The following is a 26540-nucleotide window of genomic DNA, read 5'->3' as shown; positions in this document are numbered from 1 at the left end:
CCACAAGTCGTCCCGCGCCGGTTGTCGTCGGCCGAAACGAACAAATCGGCGTTGTCGTTGTCGACGGGTCGATCATCGGTTCTCCCACCCCGCAACTCGACATGCGTGGAACAAACCATACCCAAGGTCTCGTTGGCGCGGGCCGCCTTGAGGCAAATTTTCCGAAGTGGCCAGTGTGTTAGCTGTGTGTTAAGCCACGATTGGTCAGACGGCCCGGCGGAGAAGCCTCCGCGGGTGGCGCCGGCGCGTGCCAGGCGCCTGCGGCGGCCTAGCGGGCCTGGCCCTGCGAGGCCAGGAAACCCGCGACACCGCGGACCATCGCGTCGGCGTACTTCTGCCTGCCCTCGGCCGACTCCATCAGCGCCGAATCCGCGGGGTTCTTCATGTTGCCGCACTCGACCAGGATCGACGGGTACTGAGCCAGGTTCAGCCCGGCCAGGTCCGAGCGCCCATACAGCCCGTTCTGGCCGATGTAGTTGGCCGGCGGAATCCCAGAGGCCTGCATCTGGTCTCGCATGATCCGGGCGTACTGCACCGACGGTCCGGCCTGCACCTGGTTCAGCGGCGGGGCCGAGTAATTGACGTGGAATCCCCGGCCCGACGCCGGCCCGCCGTCGGCGTGGATGCTCAGGACCGCGTTGGGGTGCAGCGCGTTGGCCATGTTGGCGCGCTCGTCGACGCACGGCCCCAGCCCGGTGTCGTCGCCGCGCGCCATGGCGGTCCGGACGCCCAGGGCGTTCAACTCCGCGCGGACCCGCAGCGCGGTGTCCCAGGTGAAGGTGTGTTCCTGATAGCCGCTGTTGGTCGACGTCCCGCTCGCCTGGCAGTCCTTGGTGCCGCCGCGGCCGGTGGGCACCTGGCGGCCGATGGAGGCGTCGTTGGAGCCGTTGTGGCCGGGATCGATGAAGACGACCATGCCGGCGATGTTGGAGGGAACCCCCCATGCAGTCGGGGCCGCGGTCGGGGTGATCGCCGCCGAAGCCGCAACCAGCACACCGACGACCAACCTGATGCCGACACGCCTGCTCACTCGTAGGTCCACGGCGCCAAGGTAGCGTCGCGCGGTCTACGCTGGGTGTTTCGAATCGCCGGACACACGCAGGCGAAACCAGTTCGAGACCAAGATGCGAGGGAACTGTCATGCAACCCGGAGGTGACATGTCGGCGCTGCTGGCCCAGGCGCAGCAGATGCAGCAGAAGTTGATGGAAGCCCAGCAACAGCTCGCCAACGCAGAGGTCCACGGGCAGGCCGGTGGCGGCTTGGTCAAGGTGACCGTGAAAGGCAGCGGCGAGGTGGTCGCGGTGCAGATCGATCCCCAGGTCGTCGACCCCGCGGACGTCGAGACGCTGCAGGACTTGATCGTCGGGGCCATGGTGGACGCTTCCAAGCAGGTCACCCGCATGGCGCAGGAGCGGCTCGGCGCGCTGGCCGGCGGTTTCGGCGGGCCACCGCCGGGCCAGCCGCCGGCCCCGGCGCCGGAGCTCTAGCTCATCCATCGACATGTTTGAAGGACCCGTCCAGGATTTGATCGACGAGCTCGGCAAGCTGCCGGGCATCGGGCCCAAGAGCGCTCAACGCATCGCCTTTCACCTGTTGTCGGTTGAACCGCCGGATATCGACCGGCTGACCGCGGCGCTGGGGAAGGTCCGCGACGGCGTGCGGTTCTGCGCGGTGTGCGGCAATGTCTCCGACAACGAGCGTTGCCGGATCTGCTCGGACCCCCGCCGGGACGGCTCGCTGGTGTGCGTCGTCGAGGAGCCCAAGGATGTGCAGGCCGTCGAGCGCACGCGCGAGTTCCGCGGCCGCTACCACGTGCTGGGCGGCGCGCTGGATCCGCTGTCCGGGGTGGGGCCCGATCAGCTGCGGATCCGCGAGCTGCTGAGCCGGATCGGGGAGCGGGTCGACGATGTCGACATCACCGAGGTGATCATCGCCACCGACCCCAACACCGAGGGCGAGGCGACCGCCACCTACCTGGTTCGGATGCTGCGCGACATCCCCGGGCTGAGCGTGACGCGAATCGCGTCCGGGCTGCCGATGGGCGGCGACCTGGAGTTCGCCGACGAACTGACGCTGGGCCGCGCGCTCACCGGCCGCCGGGCGATGGTCTGACGCGTTCGTCGGCCGCCGGGAGCTCTCGGTAGGGATGGGCGACTCTCAAATTTGATATCGCATGCGCTATCAAATCCGCCGTTGACCACATGCCTGTAGCGGCGGCTCGCGGGCAACCGTCAGGCGGTCACGACGGCGAAGTTGTCACTGGTGGCCCACGCCTTCTCGAACGTGGCCAGGGGCACCTGCTCGTCGCGGCCGGCCTCGATGCCGCTGTCGTTCAGGTGCACCACCCGGGCCGTGGTGTCGATGCCGATGACGACGACGAAGTGGTTCTCCCGGGTGCGGTTGCCGGGCTCGTCCCAGATGATCTTGTCGTTGAGGCCGACGATCACCTTGTGGCCCCGATCCAGTTCCTGCGCCAGCGCGTCGGTGTCGGTGTGCACCCCGGCGGCGTGCACGCCGTAGTGCGCCAACAGCACCGCGAGGTCGCTGTTGCTGGTCTTGCCGGCCGGGCGGTAGATCGGCCCGGAGTGGCTGACGCTGGGGATGTTGCCGGCCGTGGCGGTGATCTCGTCCTCGCTGGGCTCGTGGCCGCTGATCTGGCCGATCACATCGGCCACCGCCATCTCCCCGCAGTCCAGGTCCTGTTGCTGGTAGCGCCAGTAGGGCGCGGCGGCGGCCGGGTCGCCGTGCATCCCGTCGCGGGCGGCGTGGGCCGTGCCGGCGAAGGGGACCGCCAAAGCGGCGGCCGCGCCGAATATCGCCGCGAGCTTGATGCTGTTAGCCATGGAGCAAGGCTGAGCGATAGCCCTAAAAGGATCCTTGAGGTGGCGCGGGGCCGGCCTTCAGCGAGCGGCCAGTCGCTCCTGGCGCAACAACTCCACCTCCGGCAGCTCCAGCGGCGCCAGCTCACCCACCACCTTGCTCAGCAGCAGGTCGGCCAGCTCGGGGTTGCGGGCCAGGCACGGTCCGTGCATGTAGGTGGCGACGACGCTGCCCTGCACTGCGCCGTCAAAGCCGTCACCCGCCCGGTTGCCCGCGCCCTTGGCCACCGCTCCCAGCGGTGACGCGGCGGGCCCCAGGACGGTGCCGCCCCGGTGGTTCTCGAAACCGGTGAGCCGTTGGGTCAGCCCGGTCAGCAGCGGCTTGGTGATCAGTTCGCCGATGGTGCGGGCATCCTGCGGGGAGGTGGTCGCATCGAGGAGACCCACGCCGTCGCCCCGTTCGCCCGCCGACGTCTCATACCACTGCCCGAGCACCTGGACGGCTGCGCAGATCGCCAGCACGGGCGCTCCCCGGTCCGCGGCGCGCTGCAGCCCCGGATGCTTGATGAGGTGCTTGGTGGCCAGCCGCTGTGCATAGTCCTCCGCGCCGCCCAGGGTGTAGAGATCCAGCGAGCCCGGCACCGGGTCGGCCAGCGTGATCTCCACGATCTCCGCGGCGATGCCCCGCAACCGCAGCCGCTGGCGCAGCACCAGCGCGTTGCCGCCGTCGCCATAGGTGCCCATCACGTCGGGCAACACCAGCCCGATCCGCACTATCGAGTCAGCCATGGCGCGCCAATGCCCGCTGCAGCTGGAGGAACGCGGTGTAGTTGGCGACGACCTCGACCCGCCCGGGCGGGCACGACGCGATGGCGGCCACGGTGTCGTGCACGAGGGTGTGGTCGACGCCCGCGTATCCGAGGCGAACCGCGAGGTCGGTGCCGCGTTCGCCGGCGGCGACTATGGGCCTTTTCGAGGCCGACTCTTCGAAGCGCTCGAAGCGCACGTCCCACAGCCACGACAGGTCTTCCCCGTCGGGAACCTGCCCGTTGACCGAGATGACCACCCCGGCCGCGTGCTTGTCGACCATCGACAGCGCCTCCTGCCAGCCGGCCGGGTTCTTGGCCAGCAGGATCCGCGCCTCGTGGTCGCCGATGCGGACGGTCCGGTAGCGCCCGGCGACCTCGTCGACGCCCGACACGGCCGCCACGGCCTTCGCAGGATCCGCGCCCAGCGTGACGGCCGCGGCGACGGCCTGGGCGGCGTTGCCGCGATTCACCGCGCCCGGCAGCGCCAACCGCATCGGCAGGGCCAGCCCGTCGGGCCCGTACAGCGTCTCGTCGTCGAACCACCATTGCGGGCTGGGCCGCTTGAAATCGGCGCCGGTGGAATACCAGTGGTTCTTGTCGCGGACGATGACCTCGCCGCTGCGCGGGCAGCTGACGGAGTCGTTCGCCCACGAGCCGCCCGCGGCCACCCACACGACGTTCGGGCTGTCATAGGCCGCAGACGTCATGAGCACGTCGTCGCAGTTGGCGACGACGACCGTCGCCGGGTGCCGGGCCAGCCCGGCTCGCAGCGTGCGCTCGATGACGTTGATCTCGCCGACGCGGTCCAGCTGGTCGCGAGACAGGTTGAGTAAAACGATCACGGCGGCTTCCACCGCATTCAAGACGTGCGGCACGTGCATCTCGTCGACTTCCAGGGCCGCCAGCGGCGCCTCGCGGTTCGCTGCCAGCGCGGCCACCAGACCGGCGTCCATGTTAGCGCCCTCGGCGTTGGTGGCCACCGACCCCAGCGTGCCCAGGGCGGCTGCGGTCATCCGGGTGGTGGTCGACTTGCCGTTGGTGCCGGTGACGACGACGGTGCGCCGTCCGGCGGCGAGCTGACGGAGCACCGAGCGGTCCAGGGTCATCGCGATCAGGCCGCCGATCATCGCCCCGGCGCCGCGCCCGGTCACCCGCGATGCCCAGCGCGCGCTTGCTCCCGCGGCGAGGGCGAGACGCGCACGGGTGGTGATCACGCGGGTGAGTTTAAGGGCGATCGCAAGCGCGGCGCAGAGCGCCGGGCGCTGGGGGTCGCCCCATCGGGTAGAGGGGGGTCGCCGCCGTCATCGAATTCAGCGCCGACACGATGCACGGTGACCAGGCGATGTCGGTCGGACGTGCCATCCTCAATTCATGAACCGGGTGTCCTGGGGTCGGCCGGCCAGCGAGCCGGACGGGGGCTGGGCGGTCATCGACGTCGAGACCTCGGGCTTTCGGCCGGGTCAGGCACGGGTCATCAGCCTGGCGGTGCTCGGCCTCGACAACGACGGCCGAGTCGAACAATCCGTCGTCAGTCTGCTCAACCCCGGCGTGGACCCGGGTCCGACCCACGTGCACGGCCTGACCGCCGCCATGCTGGAAGATCAACCGCAGTTCGCCGACGTCGTCGACGACGTGGTCAAGGTGCTGGACGGCCGCACGCTGGTGGCCCACAACGTCGCGTTCGACTACGCATTCCTGGCCGCGGAAGCCGAGCTCGCCGAGGCCGAACTGCCCATCGACTCCGTCATGTGCACGGTCGAGCTGGCCCGGCGGCTGGACCTCGGCATCGACAACCTGCGGTTGGAGACCCTGGCGGCGCACTGGGGCGTGACCCAGGAACGGCCGCACGACGCCTTCGACGACGCCATGGTGCTGACCGGAGTGCTGGCGTCCGCCCTCGCGCGGGCGCGCGAACGCGACATCTGGCTGCCGGTGCATCCGGTGACCCGGCGCCGGTGGCCGAACGGCCGTGTCACCCACGACGAGCTGCGCCCGCTGAAGGTGCTGGCCTCGCGGATGCCCTGCCCGTATCTCAACCCCGGCCATTACGTGTGCGGCAGGCCGCTGGTGCAGGGCATGCGGGTGGCCCTGGCGGCCGAGGTCGGACGCACGCACGAGGAACTCGTCGAGCGAATCCTGCACGCCGGGCTGGCCTACAGCGACGCCGTCGACGGGGAGACCTCGCTGGTGGTCTGCAACGACCCCGCCCCGGAACAGGGCAAGGGCTACTTGGCCCGCCAGCTCGGGGTGCCGGTGATCTCCGACGTGCAGTTCATGAACTCCATCCGCGCCGTGGTCGGCGGCACCAGCATGGAGGAATTCACCGACATCACCACGGTCGACCAGCAGCTCGCGCTGTTCTGACGAGCCTCTTGTACCACTACGTGCATAGTGGTACCGTCGCGGCATGAGTACCACTACTGGTGTAGTGAACAAGGGGTCCTGGTGGGCGTCCTACCGCCGGCACGGATACTTCTTCCGCGAGGCGGCCATGCTGACCATCTCGCTCGGCGTCCTCATTCACGTGTACCGGGTGGGCTTCGGGGACGAGGCCACGCTGAAACACGCGCTCACCCTGACGACCGACCGGATCCTGCTCGTCCCGATGACCTATGCGGCCATCACCGGCATTCTGGTCTGGCGGCGCGTCCGGTTCGCCAACAAGCGCCAGCGGGCCTTCTTCACCGCGTCACTCGTCTACATCGCCGGCAGCGTGCCGCTGCACGTGTACTGCTCCTACGTGGCCAAAGACCTCTCGACCTACATGTGGTTTCCGGTGTGGTTCAGCTACCTGTTGCTGATCGTCGTCTATCCGGCGTTCCTGACCATGTTCTGGCGAGTGCGCTACAAAGACTGATGCCGCCCAACCCGGAACGCCGCGCGCAAATCCTGGACGCCGCGATCGGCATCCTCGCCGACACCGGCGTCGGGGGACTGACGCACCGCCAGGTCGATGAGCGGGCGGGCCTGCCTGCCGGCACGACCTCGAACTATTTCCGGACGCGCCAGGCCTTGCTCGAAGCCACGGCGGCCCGCACCGTCGACCTGCATTGGCGACGCGTCGAGGCCTTGCGTAGCGCGATCGGGCCGCTCAACCGCGACGGCGTCAAAGCCTTCTTGACGCGGATGATCTCCGAGCCCGACGAACAGGCGCGCCGGTACACGCTGGCCCGGTTCGAGCTGTTCATGGAGGGCACGCGCCGGCCCGAGCTCCGGCCGTTTCTGAAGGACCTGCAGGCGGCCGCGGTGAAGTCAGCGACGCTGATCTTCGAGGCGGCGGGCTACACGCCGCAGCCCGAGCAGATGGAGGAGCTGAGCCGCCTGCTCAACGGCTACGTGTTCAGCAACCTCACGATTGCGGGCGCCCCCGACGACCCGGCCGGGGTAGTGGAGCGACTGCTGCGCGCGTTCTTTGATGCCTAGAGCCGCTTAGCGTGACGCGCGGTTGACCGCCGACACGACGGCGCGCAGCGACGCGGTCGTGATCGACGGCGCAATGCCGACACCCCACACCGTGCGGCCGTTGACCGACGCCTCCACGTACGCGGCGGCCTGCGCGTCGTCACCGGCGCTCATCGCGTGCTCGGAGTAATCGAGAACCGCGACGTCGAATCCCACATCGCCCAGCGCGTGGACGAACGCCGCAAGCGGGCCGTTGCCGGCGCCGCTGATCTCGGTCTCCGCCCCGTTGACCTTCACGGTCGCCGCGATCGTGGTTGTGCCGCTGTCTTCCTCCGATGCCTCGACCCGCTGTTTCATCCGCTCCAGCGGCCACACCGGGGCCAGGTACTCCTCGTAGAACGCGTCCCACATCTCCTTCGGGGAGACCTCGCCGCCCTCGCCCTCGGTGATCTTCTGAATCGCCTGGGAGAACTCGATCTGCAGCCGGCGCGGCAGCGCCAGACCGTGGTCGGACTTCATGATGTAGGCCACCCCGCCCTTGCCGGACTGCGAGTTGACCCGGATCACCGCCTCGTAGGTGCGGCCGACGTCCTTGGGGTCGATCGGCAGATACGGCACCTGCCAGAGCATGTCCTCGACGTCGGCGTCCGCGGCGTCCGCGTCGATCTTCATCTGGTCGAGGCCCTTGTTGATGGCGTCCTGATGGCTGCCGGAGAACGCGGTGTACACCAGGTCGCCACCGTAGGGGTGACGCTCGTGCACGGGCAGCTGGTTGCAGTACTCCACCGTGCGACGGATCTCGTCGATGTTGGAGAAGTCGATCTGGGGGTCCACGCCGCGGGAGAACAGGTTGAGCCCCAACGTCACCAGACACACGTTGCCGGTGCGCTCGCCGTTGCCGAACAGGCAGCCCTCGATCCGGTCGGCGCCGGCGGCAAAGCCCAATTCGGCTGCGGCAACGGCTGTTCCGCGGTCGTTGTGCGGGTGCAGGCTCAGGATGACGGATTCCCGGTTGGCCAGGTTGCGGCTCATCCACTCGATCGAGTCGGCGTAGACGTTGGGGGTGGCCATCTCCACCGTGGCGGGCAGGTTGAAGATGATCGGGTTGTCCGGCGTCGGCGCGATGATCTCTCCGACGGCGTCGCACACCTGCCTGGCGTACTCCAGCTCGGTTCCGGTGTAGGACTCCGGCGAATATTCGAAACGCCATTGCGTGCCAGGGTATTTGGCGGCCTCCTCGACACACTTGCGGGCGCCCTCGGTGGCGATGGCCTGCACCGCGGCCCGATCGGCGCGAAAAACCACGCGGCGCTGCAGGATTGACGTCGAGTTGTAGAAATGCACGATGGCCCGCGGCGCGCCCTCACACGCGGTGAAGGTGCGCTCGATGAGTTCGGGGCGGCACTGGGTCAGCACCTGAATGGTGACATCGTCGGGGATGGCCCCGTCGGTGATGATCTCGCGGACGAAGTCGAAGTCGGTTTGACTGGCCGACGGGAAGCCGACCTCGATCTCCTTGTAACCCATGCGCACCAGCAGATCGAACATGCGGCGCTTGCGGGTCGGGCTCATCGGGTCGATCAGCGCCTGGTTGCCGTCGCGCAGGTCCACCGCGCACCACAGCGGGGCGCTGTTGATGACGCGCTCGGGCCAGGTGCGGTCGGGGAGCCGAATGGGCTCGACTTCCTCGGCGAAGGATCGGTACCGGTTGACCGGCATCGCGGAACCGCGCTGGGGATTCCAGGCGGGCTGGCCGGACCCCGGCGGGCCCGCGGGTTTGACGATCGATCGTGTCGACGTATAGGCGTCGGGATTGGAAGTCACGGTAGTTGCTCCGGGGGTGTCAGAAGGAACCTCAGACCGGCGCATCGCGAACACCCGCGACGGGAGGCCGGTCTGGATCAGACCCCGTCGCGGCGTCCGAGGAGGAGCACCCGCTGCACGTCCTGAACTCTACCGCGATTGGCGCCATGGCGAAAATTGCGCTAAAACTCGCCGAAAACCACAGGCTGTGGCTCTTAGCATCGCGGCGTAAACCGCTATGCGCAGCCACGTATTCTGTTGTGGACTTAAATCGTGCCCAAGGGCGGGAAGAATGCGGGAACAATAACGTGGCGCTCGTCGTGCAAAAGTACGGCGGATCCTCGGTGGCCGACGCCGATCGGATCCGCCGTGTCGCCGAACGCATCGTCGCGACCAAGAAGCAGGGGAACGACGTCGTCGTGGTGGTCTCCGCCATGGGCGACACCACCGACGACCTGATGGACCTGGCCCAGCAGGTCTGCCCGGCCCCGCCGCCGCGGGAACTCGACATGCTGCTGACCGCCGGCGAGCGCATCTCCAACGCGTTGGTGGCCATGGCGATCGAATCGCTGGGCGCGGAGGCGCGCTCGTTCACCGGTTCGCAAGCCGGCGTCATCACCACCGGCACGCACGGCAACGCGAAGATCATCGAGGTGACCCCGGGACGGCTGCAGGCCGCGCTCGACGAAGGCCGGATCGTGCTGGTCGCCGGGTTCCAGGGCGTCAGCCAGGACACCCGCGACGTCACCACGCTGGGCCGCGGCGGCTCGGACACCACCGCCGTCGCCCTGGCCGCCGCACTGCACGCCGACGTCTGCGAGATCTACACCGACGTGGACGGCATCTTCACCGCCGACCCGCGGATCGTGCACAACGCACGCCGGTTGGACAAGGTGACCTTCGAGGAAATGCTCGAGATGGCGGCGTGCGGCGCGAAGGTGCTGATGCTGCGCTGTGTGGAATACGCACGCCGCTACAACATTCCGGTGCATGTCCGCTCGTCGTACTCGGACAAACCAGGCACCGTCGTCGTCGGATCGATCAAGGACATAGCCATGGAAGACCCCATCCTGACCGGAGTCGCACACGACCGCAGCGAAGCCAAGGTGACCATCGTCGGCATCCCCGACATCCCCGGGTATGCATCCCGGGTGTTCCGCGCCGTCGCCGACGCCGACGTGAACATCGACATGGTGCTGCAGAACGTCTCCAAGGTGGAGGACGGCAAGACGGACATCACCTTCACCTGCTCGCGGGACAGCGGGCCCACGGCGGTGGCCAAGCTGGACGCGCTCAAGGACGAGATCGGCTTCACGCAGCTGCTCTACGACGACCACATCGGCAAGGTTTCGCTGATCGGCGCGGGCATGCGCAGCCACCCCGGCGTCACCGCGACCTTCTGTGAGGCCCTGGCGGAGGTCGGCGTCAACATCGAACTGATCTCCACCTCCGAGATCCGCATCTCGGTGCTGTGCCGCGACACCGAACTAGACAAGGCCGTCGTGGCGTTGCACGAGGCGTTCGGGCTCGGCGGCGACGAGTCGGCCACGGTATATGCGGGGACGGGCAGGTAAATATGGGCGCGAATCGCGTGTCGATAGGCGTTGTAGGCGCCACCGGCCAGGTGGGCCAGGTGATGCGCAGGTTGCTCGACGAGCGGGACTTCCCCGCAACGTCGGTGCGGTTTTTCGCGTCGTCCCGCTCGCAGGGGCGCAAGCTGGCATTCCGCGGCCAGGAGATCGAGGTCGAGGACGCCGCGAAGGCCGACCCGACCGGCCTGGACATCGCGTTGTTCTCCGCCGGCAAGACCATGTCGCTGGTCCAGGCGCCGCGGTTCGCCGCGGCCGGAGTGACGGTGATCGACAATTCGTCGGCGTGGCGCAAGGACCCCGACGTGCCGCTGGTGGTGTCCGAGGTGAACTTCGACCGGGACGCGCATCGCCGACCGAAGGGCATCATCGCCAACCCGAACTGCACCACGATGGCCGCGATGCCGGTGCTCAAGGTGCTGCACGACGAGGCCGAGCTGGTGCGCCTGGTGGTCTCGAGCTACCAGGCGGTGTCCGGCAGCGGGCTGGCCGGGGTCGAGGAGCTGGCGACCCAGGCGCGCGCGGTCATCGACGACGCCGAGCAGCTGGTGCACGACGGCTCCGCCGTCGAGTTCCCGGCGCCCAAGACCTACGTCGCGTCGATCGCCTTCAACGTGGTGCCGCTGGCCGGCTCGCTGGTGGACGACGGCTCCGGGGAAACCGACGAGGACCAGAAGCTGCGGCATGAGAGCCGCAAGATCCTTGGCATCCCCGACCTGGCGGTGAGCGGAACCTGCGTGCGGGTGCCGGTGTTTACCGGGCACTCGCTGTCGATCAACGCCGAATTCGCCCGGCCGCTGTCGCCCGAGCGCGCCCGACAGCTGCTCGACGGCGCGCCCGGCGTCAAGGTGGTCGACGTGCCGACCCCGTTGGCGGCCGCGGGCGTCGACGAATCGTTGGTCGGCCGCATCCGCCACGACCCGGGGGTGCCCGATGGGCGCGGCCTGGCCTTGTTCGTCTCGGGAGACAACCTGCGCAAGGGGGCGGCGCTGAACACCATCCAGATCGCCGAGCTGCTGGCCGCCCGGCTGTGAATCAGCGGGTGAGCTCAATGAGCTCAGCCCACACTCGACTGGTCGCGCGGTGCTCGCTTGCTTTAACTCTGCTTGCGCCGCAATGGTTTTGGATCGCGCACGCCGACCCGCCGGCGCCGGCCCCCGAGCCCATCGTGCAGCCGCTGGCGCCCGGTCAGGTGCTGCGGATCGGGCCCACGGCAGGCACCGGCACCCCCACCGGCGACTACGGCATCGGCGCGACCGACCTCTGTGAGTTCGTCGAGTTCCCCACCGAACTGCTGCAGGTCTGCGGCGACAGCTTCGCCGGCCAGGGCGTCGGGTTCGGCGGCTGGTACGCGCCGGTGGCGCTGCATGTGGACACCGCCTCCGTCGACGACCCGGCCGGCGTGCGCTACACCGGCGTGACCGGGCTCAGCAATCCGCTGCTAGCCGACCCCACCCCGCCGGGGACCTCGCAACTGCCCGCCGGAGTGGTGCAGATCAACCGCCGCAACTACGTGATGGTGACGACGACGAAGAACCTGGAGCCGCAAAGCTCACGGCTGGTGACGGCCGAGCCCGCGCGGGCGGGCTGGCAGACCATCACCGGCTCGCGGAGACCGGCGTCCTATCAAGGCGGCTCGCAGACGCAGATCAGCGGCTACTACGACCCGATCCCCACCCCGGACTCGCCCACCGGCTGGGTGTACATCGTCGCCGACAGCTTCACCCGCAGGGACCCCGTCGTGCTCTATCGGGCCGCCCCGCAAGCGTTTACCGACAGGTCCCGGTGGCAGGGCTGGGCGGCGGGACCGGGCGGCGGCTGGGGCAAGCCCCCGACCCCGCTGTGGCCGGACGCGGTGGGCGAGATGTCCGTGCGGCAGATCGACGGCAAGACCGTGCTGTCGTATTTCAACTCCGTCACGGGCAACATGGAGGTCCGCGTCGCCGACGACCCGACCGCGCTGGGCGACGCGCCGGTCACCACGGTGGTACAGCACGACGAGTGGCCGGAACCGGCGGAAAGCCTGCCGCCGCCTTATGACAATCGGCTCGCGCAACCGTACGGCGGATACATCTCGCCCGGCTCCACGCTGGACGAGCTGCGAATCTTCGTGAGCCAGTGGGATACTCGCGCCCGGGTGGCCGCGCCATACCGGGTGATCCAATTCGCGGTCAACCCGTTCAAGCCGGCGTAGCTGCCGCAACGAGCGCTCCCTCCGCAGCACCGTGGAGGCCAATGCTCGGCGGGATGGGTTCGTCGTTCACACTGCTGCAATGGAATTCGTTAGCGCCGACCCCGTCCTGGCAGTGCACGATCTGGACAAAGCCGCCCAGTGGTTTCATTCGGTGCTCGGCTGCAAAATCACCGAGCCGGACCCCGGCAATTGGACCTTCTGCGCTGCGGGGCCCGTGACCTTTCGGCTTGGTCGTTGAAATCCCCGGAAGGACACCGCTTCATGTTGTCCGAGCCGGTTGATGGGACTGCGGGTCGGTAACGCTTACCTGTGGCGGATCGGGTGCGTCTTACCTGCGAGGCAGCGGGTTTCGGTTCACAGCTGCTACATAAGTCGCGCATAGCCGCAACTATTGTTAACGCCTTCATCATTTGTCTCATGAGTGAAACATCTGAAACCCCCGCTGCGCGGACTTCCACCGCAACTGCACCGGCGCCGGCCGCGGTAGCGGCGCCATACCGGGCCTCTCGGGTCTTCCAAGTCGCCGCCTGGGTCGCCATCGTCGCCGGGATCGTGTTCATCGTCGCGGTCATCTTCTTCACCGGCTTCATCCTCGGCCACCGCGGTGGCCACCACGGCGGTCATCACCACAAGCACCACGCGGCGTGGATGCACCAGCATCGCATGGGCGGTCCGGGCGGCCCGGGTGCCGGCGGACCCGCCGGCATCCAGCAGGGCGGACCCGCGTCGGCGACCCCCGGTGCCCCCGGCCCCAGCCAGATTCCCTCGTCGGTAGCCCCAACCCGGACGCCGTAGTCCGACCCGCTCACTGAACAACCAGCAGCCCGGTGCTCGCCAGAGCACCGGGCTGCGCGTCGTTTCTTCCCCGGCAACTAACCGCCGCATTTCGATTCACAGCAAGTTTGTGGGCCGAACCTGTTAAGCCCGTCGCGACCCTGGGCATCATTCAAGGATGAGCGAGACACCTGAACCTTCGTCGACCCCGCCGACCCACGCCGCGCCACCACCGCCGCCGCCCCATCCGGAGCGGGTGAAGCCCCCGAGGCTTTACACGGCCGCGGCGTGGGTGATCATCGTCGCCGGGATCGTCTTCATCATCTCCACCGTGTTCTTCGCCGGTGCCCTCGTCTTCGGGTATTACCACCACTGCCACTATCACCACGGCCAGATGTTCAAACCCGGCGGAGGCCCCGGACCCGGCAACGGCCCGTGGGGACCCGGACCCGGCAACGGCCCGTGGGGTGATGGCGGGCCCGGGTTGATCGTGCCCATGCCTCCAGGTGGTCCGGGCGGACCCGGTGGACCGGCCGGCGGGCCCGGCCTGAGCGGTCCTGGCCAGCCGCCGACGAGCGCCCTCAGCCCGGGCCCGAGCGCGCCGGGACCGCGTCCGTGACGGGCGGCATGCGTAGACATTTTTCTTGACTTGGTCCAGAAAGGGAGCATAGTTATTGGCGCGCAGGAAGTTTCGTCGCCAAAGCCTGGAATCAGCCCAGCAAACGAGGAGATAGCGACATGACGGAGCGTTTCACCACCACTGACGCCGGCATCGCTGCGCCCAGCGACGACCAGTCGTTGACGATCGGTCCCGACGGCCCGATTCTGTTGCAGGACCATTACCTGATCGAGCAGATGGCCCAATTCAACCGGGAGCGCATCCCGGAGCGTCAGCCGCACGCGAAAGGCGGCGGTGCCTTCGGCACCTTCGAGGTCACCAACGACGTCAGCAAATACACGAGGGCCGCGGTCTTTCAGCCCGGCACCAAGACGGACATGCTGGCCAGGTTCTCCACCGTCGCCGGCGAGCGCGGAAGCCCAGACACCTGGCGTGACCCGCGTGGCTTCGCGCTGAAGTTCTACACCAGCGAAGGCAACTTCGACCTGGTCGGCAACAACACGCCGGTCTTCTTCATGCGGGACCCGCTGAAATTCCAGCACTTCATCCGGTCCCAAAAGCGCATGCAGGCAACGAACTTGCGCGACCACAACATGCAGTGGGACTTCTGGACGCTCTCACCGGAGTCTGCGCACCAGGTGACATGGCTGATGGGTGATCGCGGAATTCCCAAGACCTGGCGGAACATGAACGGCTACAGCAGCCACACCTACAGCTGGATCAACGCCGCCGGCGAAATCTTCTGGGTGAAATACCACTTCAAGACCGACCAGGGCGTCGACTTTCTGACTCAGGAGGACGCCGACCGGCTGGCCGGCGAGGACGGCGACTACCACCAGCGTGACCTCTACGAGGCGATCGAGGGCGGCGACCATCCCAGCTGGACGCTCAAGATGCAGATCATGCCGTACGAGGAGGCCAGGAACTACCGGTTCAACCCGTTCGACCTGACCAAGGTGTGGCCGCACGGCGACTACCCGTTGATCGACGTCGGCAAGATGACGCTGAACCGCAACGTCACCGACTACCACACCGAGATCGAGCAGGCCGCCTTCGAGCCGAACAACACCGTGCCGGGCACCGGGTTCAGCCCCGACAAGATGCTGCAGGCCCGCGGGTTCTCCTACTCCGACGCGCACCGCGCCCGGTTGGGAACCAACTACCGGCAGATTCCCGTCAACACGCCGAAGGTCGAGGTGAACAGCTACTCGAAGGACGGCGCGATGCGGGTGAAGAACGTCTCCGACCCCGTGTACGCGCCCAACTCCTACGGCGGCCCGCACGCCGACCCGGCCCGAGCCGCCGAGGTGCGCTGGCACGCCGACGGCGGCATGGTCCGCGCCGCGTACACGCTGCACGCCGAGGACGACGACTGGGGACAGGCCGGCACCATGGTCCGCGACGTCCTCGACGACGCGGCACGGGACCGGTTGGCGCACAACATCATTGGGCACGTCTCCAAGGGCGTCAAGGAGCCGGTGCTGTCGCGGGTGTTCGAGTACTGGCGCAACGTCGACCCCGACCTCGGCAAGTTGGTCGAAGAGGGCGTGCGAGCCAACGGGGGCTGACCACGCGCCGGCCTTCCTGGCATGATCGCTGGAATGACCATGCGGGCTCGCGCGGCCGTGATCACCATCGGCCTGGCCATCGAGGGAGCGGTCGCACTTCCGGTTGCGGCCGCGCACCCGTCGGAGCCGGGGGTGGTGAACTACGCGGTCCTGGGTAAGGGGTCGGTCGGCAACATCGTCGGCGGGCCCATGGGCTGGGAGTCGGTGTTCACCCAACCGGTCCAGGGCGACTGGGTGGACGTTCCGGCGTGCAACAACTGGGCCGACATCGGGTTGCCCGAGGTGTACGCCGACCCGGACCTGGCGTCGTTCAACGGCGCTGTCACTCAGACGTCGGCCAACGACCAAACCCACTTCGTCAAGCAGGCCGTCGGGGTGTTTGCCACCAACGACGCCGCCGACCGCGCTTTCCATCGAGTGGTGGATCGAACGGTGGGGTGCTCGGGCCAGACCACCGCGATGCACCTGGACAACGGCACCACACAGGTGTGGTCATTCGACGGCGGACCGCCCGGACCCGCCGATGCCAACTGGACCAAGCAAGAGGCCGGCACCGATCGGCGGTGCTTCAATCAAACCAGGCTGCGCGAAAATGTGTTGCTGCAGGCCAAGGTCTGCCAATCTGGCAACGCTGGGCCCGCGGTCAACGTGCTGGCCGGCGCGATGCAGAATGCGCTGGGTCAATGAGCCGGGTTCTGGGGCCGGGTCGGGCATGCTTGAAATTGGGCGCGAACGGGAATATGTCGGGGCCATCTGCTAGATGAAGTAGATGCGGTTACCGTTCCCTTAGCTGTGTGGGGAAGTGGTCCGCAGGCGCGTGTTCAGGCTCGCTCAGGCCCGAAGGGATGGCGATATGACGTTTGCCGCTGTCACTACCGCCGGTTCCGAGCTGGGCAGCCCCGAGATGGCCGATTCCAAAGCCGCCGCGCGCTACATCGCCGACGGCTGCCTGGTGGACGCCCCGCTGGGGCGCGTGGGTCTGGAGATGGAAGCCCACTGCCACGACCCGGCCGACCCGCACCGCAGGCCCGGCTGGGAGGAGATCGCCGAGGTTCTTCGGCTGCTGCCGGAGCTGCCGGGTGGCAGCAAGATCACGGTGGAACCGGGCGGTGCGGTGGAGCTGTCCGGTCCGCCGGCCGACGGGGTGGTGGCCGCCATCGCCGGGATGCGACGCGACCAGGCCGTGCTGCGGTCGGCGTTCGTCGAGGCCGGGCTGGGTCTGGTGTTCCTCGGGGCGGATCCGCTGCGGCCGCCCAAGCGCATCAACCCCGGCGCGCGTTACCGCGCCATGGAGCAGTTCTTCGCGTCCAGCCGCTCGGGTGAGGCGGGCGCGGCAATGATGACGTCCACCGCGTCCATTCAGGTCAATCTGGACGCCGGGCCGCGGGCCGGCTGGGCGGACCGGGTACGGCTGGCGCACGCGCTGGGGCCCACCATGATCGCGATGGCCGCGAATTCCCCGATGCTGGGCGGCGAGTTCACCGGGTGGGCTTCCACCCGGCAGTGGGTGTGGGGCCAGATGGACTCGGCGCGGTGCGGGCCCATCCTGGGCGCCAGCGGCGACGATCCCGGCACCGACTGGGCGCGCTACGCGCTCAAGGCCCCGGTGATGCTGGTGAACACCACGGACGCGGTGGCGGTCACGAACTGGGTGCCCTTTGCCGACTGGGTGGACGGCCGGGTGTTACTCGGCGATCGCCGTCCCACCGTCGCCGACTTGGAATACCACCTGACCACGCTGTTTCCGCCGGTGCGCCCGAGGCGGTGGCTGGAGATCCGCTATCTCGACAGCGTGCCGGACGACTTCTGGCCGGCCGTGGTGTTCACCCTGGTGGCCCTGCTCGACGACCCGGTCGCGGCCGACGTCGCGGCCGAGGCGGTCGAGCCGGTGGCCACCGCCTGGGACACCGCGGCCCAAGCGGGCCTGCGGGACCGGCGGCTGTACGCCGCGGCCACCAAGTGCGTGGGCGTCGCCGCCCAGCTGGCACCGCCCGAACTCGGCGATTCGATGCAGCGGCTGGTCGACGCCGTCGAGCGCGGCCGATGTCCCGGCGACGACTTCTCCGACCGGGTGATTCAGCACGGCATCGCGCCCACGGTGGCGCGACTGGCGCGAGGGGGGCTGTGACTTTCCGGGCAAGTCTTGCCGACGATTTGGCGCGGGCGCGGGCGCGGACGCTGCGGCTGGTCGAGTTCGACGACGCCGAACTGTATCGGCAGTACGACCCCCTGATGAGCCCGCTGGTGTGGGACCTGGCGCACATCGGTCAGCAAGAGGAGCTCTGGCTGCTGCGTGGCGGTGACCCCGGCCGGCCCGGCATGTTGCCGCCGGCCGTCGAGGGCCTCTACGACGCGTTCGTGCACACACGCGCGAGCCGGGCGGAGTTGCCGCTGCTGTCGCCGGAGCGCGCGCGGGCGTATTGCCGGACCGTGCGGTCCGCCGCGCTGGATGCCCTCGACGCCTTACCCCAGGACAGCGACGGCTTCACGTTCGCGCTGGTGATCAGTCACGAGAACCAGCACGACGAGACGATGTTGCAGGCGTTGAACCTGCGCAGCGGCGCCCCGCTGCTGCACGACAAGGCGGGTTTACCGGCCGGCCGGGCAGGGCTGGCCGGCACGTCGGTGCTGGTGCCCGCCGGCCCGTTCGTGCTGGGCGTGGACGCCGTGAGCGAACCGTACTCGCTGGACAACGAGCGTCCCGCACACGTCGTCGAGCTGCCGGCATTCCGGATCGGCCGGGTGCCGGTCACCAACGGTGAATGGCGGCACTTCATCGAAGACGGCGGGTACCTGCAGCCGCGCTGGTGGTCCGAGCGCGGCTGGGACCACCGCCAGCGCGCGGGCCTGACCGCGCCACAGTTCTGGAGCCCCGACGCACGAACGCGCACCCGGTTCGGCCACGTCGAAGACATTCCCGCCGACGAACCGGTGCAGCATGTCACCTACTTCGAGGCCGAGGCCTACGCGGCCTGGGCCGGCGCGCGGCTGCCCACCGAGATGGAATGGGAGAAGGCCTGCGCCTGGGATCCGGCCACCGGCAGCCGTCGCCGCTACCCGTGGGGAGCGCAGCCGCCGTCCGATGACCTCGCCAACCTCGGTGGTGCCGCGTTGCGCCCGGCGCCTGTCGGCGCGTACCCGGCCGGCGCCTCGGCATACGGGGCGGAGCAGATGCTCGGCGACGTGTGGGAGTGGACCACCTCGCCGCTGCGGCCCTGGCCGGGGTTCGTCCCGATGATCTACGAACGCTACTCGCAGCCGTTCTTCTTTCGCGACTACCGGGTGCTGCGGGGCGGCTCGTGGGCCGTGGATCCCGCCATCCTGCGGCCGAGCTTCCGCAACTGGGACCATCCGATCCGGCGCCAGATATTCTCCGGCGTCCGGTTGGCTTGGGACATCGAGGATTTCGCCTGATGTGCCGCCACCTCGGCTGGCTCGGGGCCGACGTCACCGTCTCCTCGCTGGTGCTGGACCCGCTGTGCGGCCTGCGGGTGCAGTCGTATGCCCCGCGCCGGCAGAAGCACGGCCTGCTCAACGCCGACGGTTGGGGCGTCGGGTTTTTCGATCGCTCTTCAGACGGCGACACCCCCCGCCGCTGGCGTAGCCAGACGCCGCTGTGGGGCGACGTGTCGTTCGACTCCGTTGCGCCGGCGCTGCGCAGCCACTGCGTGGTGGCCGCCGTGCGCTCGGCAACGGTCGGCATGCCGATCGACGTCAGTGCGACGGCGCCGTTCACCGACGGCCAGTGGTTGCTGTCGCACAACGGGGTGGTCGACCGCGCCGTGTTGCCCGTGACATCGCAGGCCGAATCGGTTTGCGACAGTGCGCTACTCGCGGCCACCATCTTCGAACGCGGCCTCGACGCGCTCGGCGGGACCATCACCGAGATAGCGGCCGCCGACCCGAATGCCCGGCTGAACATCTTGGCCGCCAACGGGTCTCGCCTGGTGGCGACCACCTGGGGCGACACCCTGTCCATCCTGCGCCGCGCGGACGGTGTCGTACTGGCCAGCGAGCCCTACGACAACGACTCCGACTGGGAGGACGTGCCGGACCGCCACCTCGTCGAGGTCACCGCGACGGGTGTCGCGTTGACCCCGCTGGATCACTCGGAAGGTTATCGATGACGCTGACACTGTCCAACCACTTGGCCGCCGACTCCGCGTACCAGGCGTTGCGGCGCGATGTGTTCGACGGCCTGCAGCAGACTCCGAAGTCGTTGCCGCCCAAGTGGTTCTACGATTCACTGGGCAGCCACCTGTTCGATCAGATCACCCGGTTGCCCGAGTACTATCCGACCCGCGCCGAGGCCGAGATCCTGCGTGCGCGATCGGCCGAGGTCGCGGCGGCCAGCGAGGCCGACACCCTGGTGGAGTTGGGCAGCGGAACGTCGGAGAAGACCAGGCTGCTGCTCGACGCCTTGCGCGAGCGCGGATCGCTGCGCAGATTCGTCCCGTTCGACGTCGACGCCGGCATCCTGTCGACGGCCGCGGCGGCCATCCAGCGCGAATATGCCGGCGTCGAAATCAACGCCGTCTGCGGCGATTTCGAGGAACACCTGACCGAGATCCCGGCCGGCGGGCGGCGCCTGTTCGTGTTCCTGGGGTCGACGATCGGCAACCTGACGCCCGGACCGCGCGCGGAGTTCCTGTCGAGCCTGTCCGCCCAGATGCGGCCGGGGGACAGCCTGCTGCTGGGCACGGACCTGGTCAAGGACACCGGCCGGCTGGTGCGCGCCTATGACGACTCGGCCGGGGTGACGGCGGCGTTCAATCGCAACGTGCTGGCGGTGATCAACCGGCAACTCGACGCCGATTTCGACGTCGAGGCCTACCAGCACGTGGCGCGGTGGAACGCCGACGAGGAACGCATCGAAATGTGGCTGCGCGCGGGCCGTCGCCAGCGGGTCCGCGTCGACGCGCTTGACCTGACCGTCGATTTCGCGCCCGGCGAGGAGATGCTCACCGAGGTGTCGTGCAAGTTTCGCCCGGACGGGGTGAGCGCCGAACTGGCCGGCGTGGGACTGCGTCGCACGCGGTGGTGGACGGACGCCGCGGGTGATTTCGGGTTGTCGTTGGCCGTGAAGTGACGGCCGGCGGTTTCCTGGCGGACCGATGGCGGGCGGCCCGCCTGCCGGCGGCCGGACTGCACCTGGACAGCGCGGCCTGTTCGCGGCAGAGCCTTGCGGTAATCGACGCCGCCGCCCAGCACGCGCGCAACGAGTCCGAAGTCGGCGGCTATGTCGCGGCCGAGGCGGCCGCCCCCGCGCTGGACGCCGGACGCGTGGCGTTCGCCGCGCTGGCCGGCATGCCCGACGCCGAGGTGGTGTTCACCACCGGCTCGCTGAACGCGCTGGATCTGTTTCTCGGCGGCTGGCCGGCGGACCGCCGCACGTTCGCGTGCCTGCCCGGCGAATACGGTCCCAACCTGGCGCTGCTGGCCGCCCACGGATTCGACCGTCAGCTGCTGCCGACGCTCGAGGACGGCCGGCTCGCGCTCGACGACGCGGCGCTGGCGCTGGAATCCGACCCGCCCGATCTGGTCCACCTGACCGCCGTCGGCAGCCACAGCGGCGTGGTGCAACCGTTGCCGATGATCGCTCTGCTGTGCCGCGAGCTGGGGTTGCCGCTCGTCGTCGACGCCGCCCAGGCCATGGGCCAGGTGGACTGCGCGGTCGGCGCCGACGTGACCTATGCGTCGTCGCGCAAATGGATCGCCGGGCCGCGCGGTGTCGGAGCCCTCGCGGTGCGCCGCGAGCTGATGGAGGGTTTGCGTCCGAGGCTGGCCGCGCCGGACTGGCTCGCGGGCTCGTTCACCGTAGCCCAGCAACTCGAGTTCGGTGAAGCCAATATCGCTGCGCGCCTGGGCTTTTCGATGGCGCTGGGGGAGCACCTGGCGTACGGACCGCAGGCCGTGCGCGCGCGGCTGGCCGAGCTGGGCGGCACCAGCCGCCGGGTGCTGGCCGATGTGGCCGGCTGGGCGGTGGTCGAGGAGGTCGACGAGCCCAGCGCCATCACCACCCTGGCGCCGGTCGACGGCGCAGATCCGCAAGCGGTGCGGTCGTGGCTGCTCGCCGAGCGGCGGATCCTGACCACCCTCGTCGGTGTGCAGCGGGCGCCCCTGCAGCTGGCCGGGCCGGTGCTGCGGATCTCGCCGCACGTCGACACCACGGCCGACGATGTGGAGACCTTCGCCGAGGCGTTGATCGCCGCGACGGCGGCGACCTCTGGTTAAGCGCTACCCGCTTTGTGCGCCGTCAGCAGGTAGGCCGGCATCTTCATTCGGCCCTTCTCGTCGCGTTCATGCGGCGGAAATTCGAAGGGCGCGCCTGCGATCTCGACGACGTTGGACAGAATGAAGGCCGGCCGGATCTCGTCGACCTCCCAGTACTTGCTCACCGCGGCGCGAAGTTCGTCTTCGTCGACCTCATTGGGCTTCGGTTCCATCTCGGCGGGAAAGGCGCCCTTGGCGAACACCAGCACGAACAAGCTGGCCCCCGGGGCGGCCGCGCGGTGGATGGAGCTCAGGTAGCCGTCGCGGCCCTCGACCGGCAGCGAGTGAAACAGCGTGCTGTCGACGACGGTGGAGAACCGTCCGTCGTAGCCACCGAACGAGGTGATGTCGGCCTGCACGAAGCTGGCCGTGGTCAAACCCCGCTCCTGCGCGGCCTTGCTGGCCGCCGCGACGGCGGTCGGCGTGAGGTCGACACCGACCACCGTGTAGCCCTGGGCGGCCAGCGCCAACGACAATTCGGCGACCCCGCACCCGGCATCCAGCACGTCGCTGCGGAATTTCCCGGCCGCGACCAGTGCGGCCAATTCAGGTTGCGGCTCACCGATGTTCCACGGCGGCGGGCCTTCGAAGTGCGCCTGCTCGCGATATGCGCTCTCCCAGTCCATGACTTGATCGCCCGTCATGGTTTTCAACGTACCCCGCGGTCATGACTCCCAGGTGTGCACCGGCTCGTTGGCGTGCATGTGCTCGCAGTAGCGGCGCAGCATCTCGGCCAGGGCCGCGGGCCGGGTCATCCCACCGTCTTCCAGCGTGCGCACCGTGGACACCTGCCAGCTGGCGCCGTTGCGGCCCGTCCTGGCGCGGCCCTCGATGACGCCGAGGAACCGGTCCCGCACCTCGGCGTCCACCCCCCAGCGGCGCAGTCCCTCATCGGCGATCGGCAGCAACGTGTCGAGCACCAGTGCGGCGGCCGTCACGTCGCTCAGTCCGGGGCCCAGCCCCGGCCAGTGCAGCCGGGCGTCGATGCCGTTGCGCGCCGCCTCGAGGAAATTCGCTTGTGCCGCAGCGAAGTCCATGCGGGTCCACAGGGGATTGTCGTCCTCGGACAGGCTGCGCAGCATGCCGTAGAAGAAGGCGGAGTTGGCCAGCATGTCCACCACGGTCGGCCCGGCCGGCAACACCCGGTTCTCCAGCCGCAGGTGCGGCCGCCCGTCGACCACGTCGTACACCGGCCGGTTCCACCGGTACACGGTGCCACTGTGCAGCCGCAATTCGGGCAGGTGCGGGGTCCGCCCGGCGGTCAGCTCGGTGACCGGATCCTCGTCGGACACTTCGGGCAGCAGGGACGGGAAGTAGCGGATGTTCTCTTGGTACAAGTCGAGGACCGAGGTGATCCACCCTTCGCCGAACCACACCCGCGGCCGCACGCCCTGGGACTTGAGCTCCTCGGGCCGGGTGTCGGTGGACTGCGTGAACAACTCGATGCGGGTCTCGGCCCACAGCTGGTGGCCGAAAAAGTACGGCGAGTTGGCGCCCAGCGCCAGCTGCGGGCCGGCGACCACCTGGGCCGCATTCCAGTTGGGGGCGAACGTTTCCGGGGCCAGCTGGAGGTGCAATTGGCTGCTGGTGCAAGCGGATTCGGGCGCTATCGACACGGCTTGCCAGCTCAGCGGTTCGGGGCCGGAGATGTTGATCGGGATGTCCTCGCCGCGGGCGGTGAAGATCGACTCGTTGAGCGCCGCGTATCGCCTCGAGTCGCTCATCCAGCCGCTGGCCAGGTGTTCGGGCATCAGCGTGGGCAGGATCCCGATCATGACGATGTGCGCGCCGCCCGTGCTGGCCTTGATCTCGGCGTCGTTCAGACTGGCCCGCACCTCGCCCTCCAGATCCAGGGTGGTGTGTCCGGGCAGGGCGTGGGGCGGCACGTTGAATTCGATGTTGTAGGCGCCCAATTCCGGCTGGAACGCCGGATCCGCGATGGCGTCCAGCACATCGCGGTTCGACATCGCCGGCTGATAGTCGGCGTCGACGAGGTTGCACTCGATCTCCATGCCGGTGAGCGGCTTATCCGACTCGAAGCGCGACTGCGCCAGCATCGTCTCGAAGACGTCCAGGCATAGCTGGAGCTTGCGCCCGTATTCCCGCCGATGTGCGCTGCTGTACGTGGTGCGCTTGACCTCTTCGCCCACACCGCCGATGGAACAGGGTTACCGGCGGTAACGCAAGCTACGCGGCCGCTTGTCGAGTTGGGCAGACCATGATGGACTCCTGACGTGTCCGATCACGGGTGGAGGAGAGCAGTTGGCCGAGTCCGCTGAGTTCGTAGCCGCCATCGACCAGGGAACCACCAGCACCCGCTGCATGATCTTCGATCACGACGGTGCCGAAGTGGCTCGCCATCAACTCGAGCACGAACAGCTCCTGCCGCGCGCGGGCTGGGTCGAGCACGACCCGGTCGAAATCTGGGAGCGTACCTCGTCAGTGCTGATGTCGGTGTTGAACCGGGCCAACTTGTCCGCCAAACACATTGCCGCGCTTGGTATCACGAATCAGCGGGAAACCACGCTGGTGTGGAATCGGCGCACTGGGCGACCCTATTACAACGCGATCGTCTGGCAGGACACCCGCACCGATCGGATCGCGTCGGCGTTGGAACGAGACGGCCGCGGCGAGGTGATCCGACGCAAGGCGGGCCTGCCGCCGGCGACGTACTTCTCCGGGGGCAAATTGCAGTGGATCCTGGAGAACGTCGACGGGGTACGGGAGGCCGCCGACAGCGGTGACGCCCTGTTCGGCACCCCGGACACCTGGGTGTTGTGGAACCTGACCGGCGGACCGCGCGGCGGCGTGCACGTCACCGACGTGACCAATGCCAGCCGAACCATGCTGATGGACCTGGAAACCCTGGATTGGGACGACGAGCTGTTGTCGTTCTTCTCCATCCCGCGCGCGATGTTGCCGGCGATCGCGCCGTCGTCGTCGCCGCAGCCGTACGGCGTCTCCGCGCAGGCCGGGCCGGTCGGCGGCGAGGTGCCGGTCACGGGGGTCCTCGGTGACCAGCACGCGGCAATGGTGGGCCAGGTGTGCCTATCGGAGGGCGAGGCGAAGAACACCTATGGCACCGGAAACTTCTTGCTGCTCAACACCGGCGAGACGATCGTGCGATCCAAAAACGGGCTGCTGACCACGGTCTGCTACCAGTTCGGGGACGCCAAACCCGTGTACGCGATCGAGGGTTCGATCGCGGTCACCGGTGCTGCGGTGCAGTGGCTGCGCGACCAGCTCGGCATCATCAGCGGCGCCGCGCAAAGCGAGTCCCTGGCGCGTCAGGTCGCCGACAACGGCGGAGTCTATTTCGTCCCAGCGTTTTCCGGGCTGTTCGCGCCTTACTGGCGATCCGATGCCCGCGGCGCGATCGTCGGGCTGTCCCGGTTCAACACCAACGCGCACCTGGCCCGCGCGACGCTGGAGGCGATCTGCTACCAGAGCCGCGACGTGGTGGATGCGATGGCGGCGGATTCCGGTGTGCGCCTTGAGGTTTTGAAGGTCGACGGCGGCGTCACCGGCAACGACCTGTGCATGCAGATTCAGGCCGACGTGCTCGGCGTCGACGTGGTGCGCCCGGTGGTCGCCGAGACGACCGCGCTGGGCGCCGCCTACGCGGCGGGTCTGGCGGTGGGGTTCTGGGCCGATCCGTCCGACCTGCGGGCGAACTGGCACGAGGACAAGCGCTGGACGCCCGCCTGGAGCGACGAGCAGCGCGCGGCCGGATACGCGGGTTGGCGTAAGGCGGTGCAGCGGACCCTGAACTGGGTCGATGTGACCTGATCCAGGGCCCGCTGTGGGTGGCGGGGCTCAGTCTTCGCCGAGGATGCCGTAGACCTCGCGCCGGGCGTTGTTGAGGATTTCGACGATGCGCTGCTGCTGCTCGGCGGTGGCGGTGTGCGCGGACTGCGCGACCGCGCCGAACAGCTGGCCGATGGCCGCTCGCAGGTTCATGTGACCCGGGTCGGCGCCTTCGGCGATCTCCTCCCACGGCGGGGTTCCGACCTTTTCGGCCGCCGCGCGGCCCTCGTCGGTCAGCTCGAATAGCTTCTTACTGCCCTCGCTTTCGCTGGCGGTGATCAGGCCCTCGTCGGTCAGCAACTGCAGCGTCGGATAGACCGAACCGGGGCTGGGCTTCCAGAGCCCGTTGCTGCGTTCGGCGATCAGCTGGATCATTTCGTAGCCGTGCATCGGCCGCTCGGTCAGCAGCGACAGGATGGCCGCGCGGACGTCACCGCGCTTGCCGCGACCCGGGCCGCCACGGCGCCATCCGCCGCGCCGGCCGCCCGGCCCGAATCCGAATCCCGGACCGAAGCCGGGTCCGAAAGCCGGGCCGAACCCGGGCCCGAATCCCAGGGGACCGTCGTGGTCGGGGGCGTGCTCGCGAAGGTGTTCGAAGAACTCCTGGCGAGCGCGCCGCCTGGCGCCGTGCAGCGCGCGCCGTTGTGTGTCGGGTCCGAAGCCGAAACCGGGGCCGCCGGGGAACGGGCCGCCGGCGGGGGTGAATGGGTTGTTCATGTCTGTTCCTTACGTCTGAAGGGGAAGCGCACCGTGCGCTTCGAAGTATCACGATATATCGGAAAGTATCGCGATGCAACGAGCCGGTGCGGCGGGGCACCCGGCTGTCCGCTTGGGAGTGCCGTGACCTGCCGTGTTGGCGTACCAGTGCAATTGCGGGGCCGG

General features: G+C 68.6%; 27 protein-coding genes. 19 read left to right on the top strand and 8 right to left on the bottom strand.

Annotated elements, in window-relative coordinates:
- Window positions 1-268 precede the first annotated feature (268 nt).
- On the bottom strand, window positions 269-1042 hold the full coding sequence (locus AWC17_RS01560; protein ID WP_046183972.1) for an Rv3717 family N-acetylmuramoyl-L-alanine amidase: 774 nt from the start codon (window positions 1040-1042) through the stop codon (window positions 269-271).
- Window positions 1043-1140: 98 nt separating this feature from the next.
- Between AWC17_RS01560 and AWC17_RS01555 the strand changes: the two genes are divergently transcribed.
- On the top strand, window positions 1141-1488 hold the full coding sequence (locus tag AWC17_RS01555; RefSeq protein WP_047322435.1) for a YbaB/EbfC family nucleoid-associated protein: 348 nt from the start codon (window positions 1141-1143) through the stop codon (window positions 1486-1488).
- Between the two features lie 13 nt (window positions 1489-1501).
- Complete coding sequence (gene recR / locus AWC17_RS01550) at window positions 1502-2113, top strand: recombination mediator RecR (protein ID WP_046183970.1); 612 nt, start codon at window positions 1502-1504, stop codon at window positions 2111-2113.
- Window positions 2114-2232: 119 nt separating this feature from the next.
- On the opposite strand, the gene AWC17_RS01545 is transcribed toward recR, so the two are convergent.
- From AWC17_RS01545 to AWC17_RS01535, 3 genes are read right to left on the bottom strand one after another with little or no spacing between them, the layout of a single operon-like run.
- Entirely contained in the window at window positions 2233-2844 is a 612-nt protein-coding gene (locus AWC17_RS01545) for a C39 family peptidase (protein ID WP_046183969.1), read from the bottom strand.
- Window positions 2845-2901: 57 nt separating this feature from the next.
- Complete coding sequence (locus AWC17_RS01540; protein WP_141224401.1) at window positions 2902-3597, bottom strand: type 1 glutamine amidotransferase; 696 nt, start codon at window positions 3595-3597, stop codon at window positions 2902-2904.
- Window positions 3598-3601: 4 nt separating this feature from the next.
- The gene (locus tag AWC17_RS01535) at window positions 3602-4843 is read right to left on the bottom strand and encodes a Mur ligase family protein (protein ID WP_047322436.1); all 1242 of its coding nucleotides are present in this window, start codon (window positions 4841-4843) and stop codon (window positions 3602-3604) included.
- 157 nt (window positions 4844-5000) lie between these two features.
- On the opposite strand from AWC17_RS01535, the gene AWC17_RS01530 reads away from it, so the two are divergent.
- Genes AWC17_RS01530 through AWC17_RS01520 form a run of 3 tightly spaced genes read left to right on the top strand, consistent with a single transcriptional unit; the run spans window position 5001 to window position 7052 of the window.
- On the top strand, window positions 5001-5993 hold the full coding sequence (locus AWC17_RS01530) for a DEDDh family exonuclease (RefSeq protein WP_046185697.1): 993 nt from the start codon (window positions 5001-5003) through the stop codon (window positions 5991-5993).
- Between the two features lie 43 nt (window positions 5994-6036).
- Entirely contained in the window at window positions 6037-6486 is a 450-nt protein-coding gene (locus AWC17_RS01525; RefSeq protein WP_046185698.1) for a hypothetical protein, read from the top strand.
- Window positions 6486-7052 carry a TetR/AcrR family transcriptional regulator gene (locus AWC17_RS01520; RefSeq protein ID WP_046185699.1) on the top strand — a complete coding sequence of 189 codons (567 nt, stop codon included), beginning with the start codon at window positions 6486-6488 and terminating at the stop codon, window positions 7050-7052. The genes AWC17_RS01525 and AWC17_RS01520 overlap by 1 nt, the downstream gene beginning before the upstream one ends.
- A 6-nt stretch (window positions 7053-7058) precedes the next feature.
- Here the strand turns inward: AWC17_RS01520 and leuA are convergent, their stop codons facing one another.
- Window positions 7059-8900, bottom strand: a complete 1842-nt coding sequence (gene leuA / locus AWC17_RS01515) for a 2-isopropylmalate synthase (RefSeq protein ID WP_167385532.1) — start codon at window positions 8898-8900, stop codon at window positions 7059-7061.
- Between the two features lie 242 nt (window positions 8901-9142).
- Here leuA and AWC17_RS01510 point away from each other — a divergent pair, with 242 nt between their 5' ends.
- The 13 genes from AWC17_RS01510 (at window position 9143) to egtE (ending at window position 21812) form a co-directional block, all read left to right on the top strand.
- Window positions 9143-10408, top strand: a complete 1266-nt coding sequence (locus AWC17_RS01510; protein ID WP_046185701.1) for an aspartate kinase — start codon at window positions 9143-9145, stop codon at window positions 10406-10408.
- A gap of 2 nt (window positions 10409-10410) precedes the next feature.
- Entirely contained in the window at window positions 10411-11457 is a 1047-nt protein-coding gene (locus AWC17_RS01505; protein ID WP_085164171.1) for an aspartate-semialdehyde dehydrogenase, read from the top strand.
- Window positions 11458-11474: 17 nt separating this feature from the next.
- Window positions 11475-12617 (top strand): DUF4185 domain-containing protein, encoded by a 1143-nt coding sequence (locus AWC17_RS01500; protein WP_047322485.1) that lies wholly within the window; start codon window positions 11475-11477, stop codon window positions 12615-12617.
- Window positions 12618-12696: 79 nt separating this feature from the next.
- On the top strand, window positions 12697-12855 hold the full coding sequence (locus AWC17_RS32430) for a VOC family protein (protein WP_156181101.1): 159 nt from the start codon (window positions 12697-12699) through the stop codon (window positions 12853-12855).
- Between the two features lie 179 nt (window positions 12856-13034).
- Window positions 13035-13412, top strand: coding sequence for a hypothetical protein (locus tag AWC17_RS01495; protein WP_047322438.1), 378 nt, complete (start codon window positions 13035-13037; stop codon window positions 13410-13412).
- 157 nt (window positions 13413-13569) lie between these two features.
- A complete protein-coding gene (locus AWC17_RS01490; protein ID WP_046184333.1) occupies window positions 13570-14010 on the top strand; it encodes a hypothetical protein in 441 nt (146 codons plus the stop codon).
- Window positions 14011-14129: 119 nt separating this feature from the next.
- Window positions 14130-15578, top strand: coding sequence for a catalase (locus tag AWC17_RS01485; RefSeq protein WP_085164169.1), 1449 nt, complete (start codon window positions 14130-14132; stop codon window positions 15576-15578).
- A gap of 39 nt (window positions 15579-15617) precedes the next feature.
- A complete protein-coding gene (locus AWC17_RS01480) occupies window positions 15618-16265 on the top strand; it encodes a sensor domain-containing protein (protein ID WP_141224400.1) in 648 nt (215 codons plus the stop codon).
- Between the two features lie 166 nt (window positions 16266-16431).
- A complete protein-coding gene (egtA, locus tag AWC17_RS01475; protein WP_046184330.1) occupies window positions 16432-17706 on the top strand; it encodes an ergothioneine biosynthesis glutamate--cysteine ligase EgtA in 1275 nt (424 codons plus the stop codon).
- Window positions 17703-18992 (top strand): ergothioneine biosynthesis protein EgtB, encoded by a 1290-nt coding sequence (gene egtB / locus AWC17_RS01470; protein ID WP_046184329.1) that lies wholly within the window; start codon window positions 17703-17705, stop codon window positions 18990-18992. Before egtA ends, egtB begins: the two co-directional genes overlap by 4 nt.
- Entirely contained in the window at window positions 18992-19705 is a 714-nt protein-coding gene (egtC, locus tag AWC17_RS01465) for an ergothioneine biosynthesis protein EgtC (RefSeq protein ID WP_046184328.1), read from the top strand. The genes egtB and egtC overlap by 1 nt, the downstream gene beginning before the upstream one ends.
- Window positions 19702-20667 (top strand): L-histidine N(alpha)-methyltransferase, encoded by a 966-nt coding sequence (gene egtD / locus AWC17_RS01460; protein ID WP_046184327.1) that lies wholly within the window; start codon window positions 19702-19704, stop codon window positions 20665-20667. The genes egtC and egtD overlap by 4 nt, the downstream gene beginning before the upstream one ends.
- Complete coding sequence (gene egtE / locus AWC17_RS01455) at window positions 20664-21812, top strand: ergothioneine biosynthesis PLP-dependent enzyme EgtE (protein WP_046184326.1); 1149 nt, start codon at window positions 20664-20666, stop codon at window positions 21810-21812. The genes egtD and egtE overlap by 4 nt, the downstream gene beginning before the upstream one ends.
- Here the strand turns inward: egtE and AWC17_RS01450 are convergent.
- Window positions 21809-22495 (bottom strand): class I SAM-dependent methyltransferase, encoded by a 687-nt coding sequence (locus tag AWC17_RS01450; RefSeq protein WP_046184325.1) that lies wholly within the window; start codon window positions 22493-22495, stop codon window positions 21809-21811. The genes egtE and AWC17_RS01450 overlap by 4 nt on opposite strands.
- A 21-nt stretch (window positions 22496-22516) precedes the next feature.
- On the bottom strand, window positions 22517-24001 hold the full coding sequence (locus AWC17_RS01445) for a glutamate-cysteine ligase family protein (protein ID WP_046184324.1): 1485 nt from the start codon (window positions 23999-24001) through the stop codon (window positions 22517-22519).
- A 112-nt stretch (window positions 24002-24113) separates the two neighbouring features.
- Here AWC17_RS01445 and glpK point away from each other — a divergent pair, with 112 nt between their 5' ends.
- Window positions 24114-25640, top strand: coding sequence for a glycerol kinase GlpK (glpK, locus tag AWC17_RS01440; RefSeq protein WP_046184323.1), 1527 nt, complete (start codon window positions 24114-24116; stop codon window positions 25638-25640).
- A 27-nt stretch (window positions 25641-25667) separates the two neighbouring features.
- Here the strand turns inward: glpK and AWC17_RS01435 are convergent, their stop codons facing one another.
- Entirely contained in the window at window positions 25668-26375 is a 708-nt protein-coding gene (locus tag AWC17_RS01435) for a PadR family transcriptional regulator (protein ID WP_085164167.1), read from the bottom strand.
- Window positions 26376-26540: the final 165 nt, after the last annotated feature.

The organism is Mycobacterium nebraskense, assembly GCF_002102255.1.
Classification (GTDB): domain Bacteria; phylum Actinomycetota; class Actinomycetes; order Mycobacteriales; family Mycobacteriaceae; genus Mycobacterium; species Mycobacterium nebraskense.
Note: the sequence above shows the minus strand (reverse complement) of the source record. Positions and strands in the feature narration are given on the sequence as shown.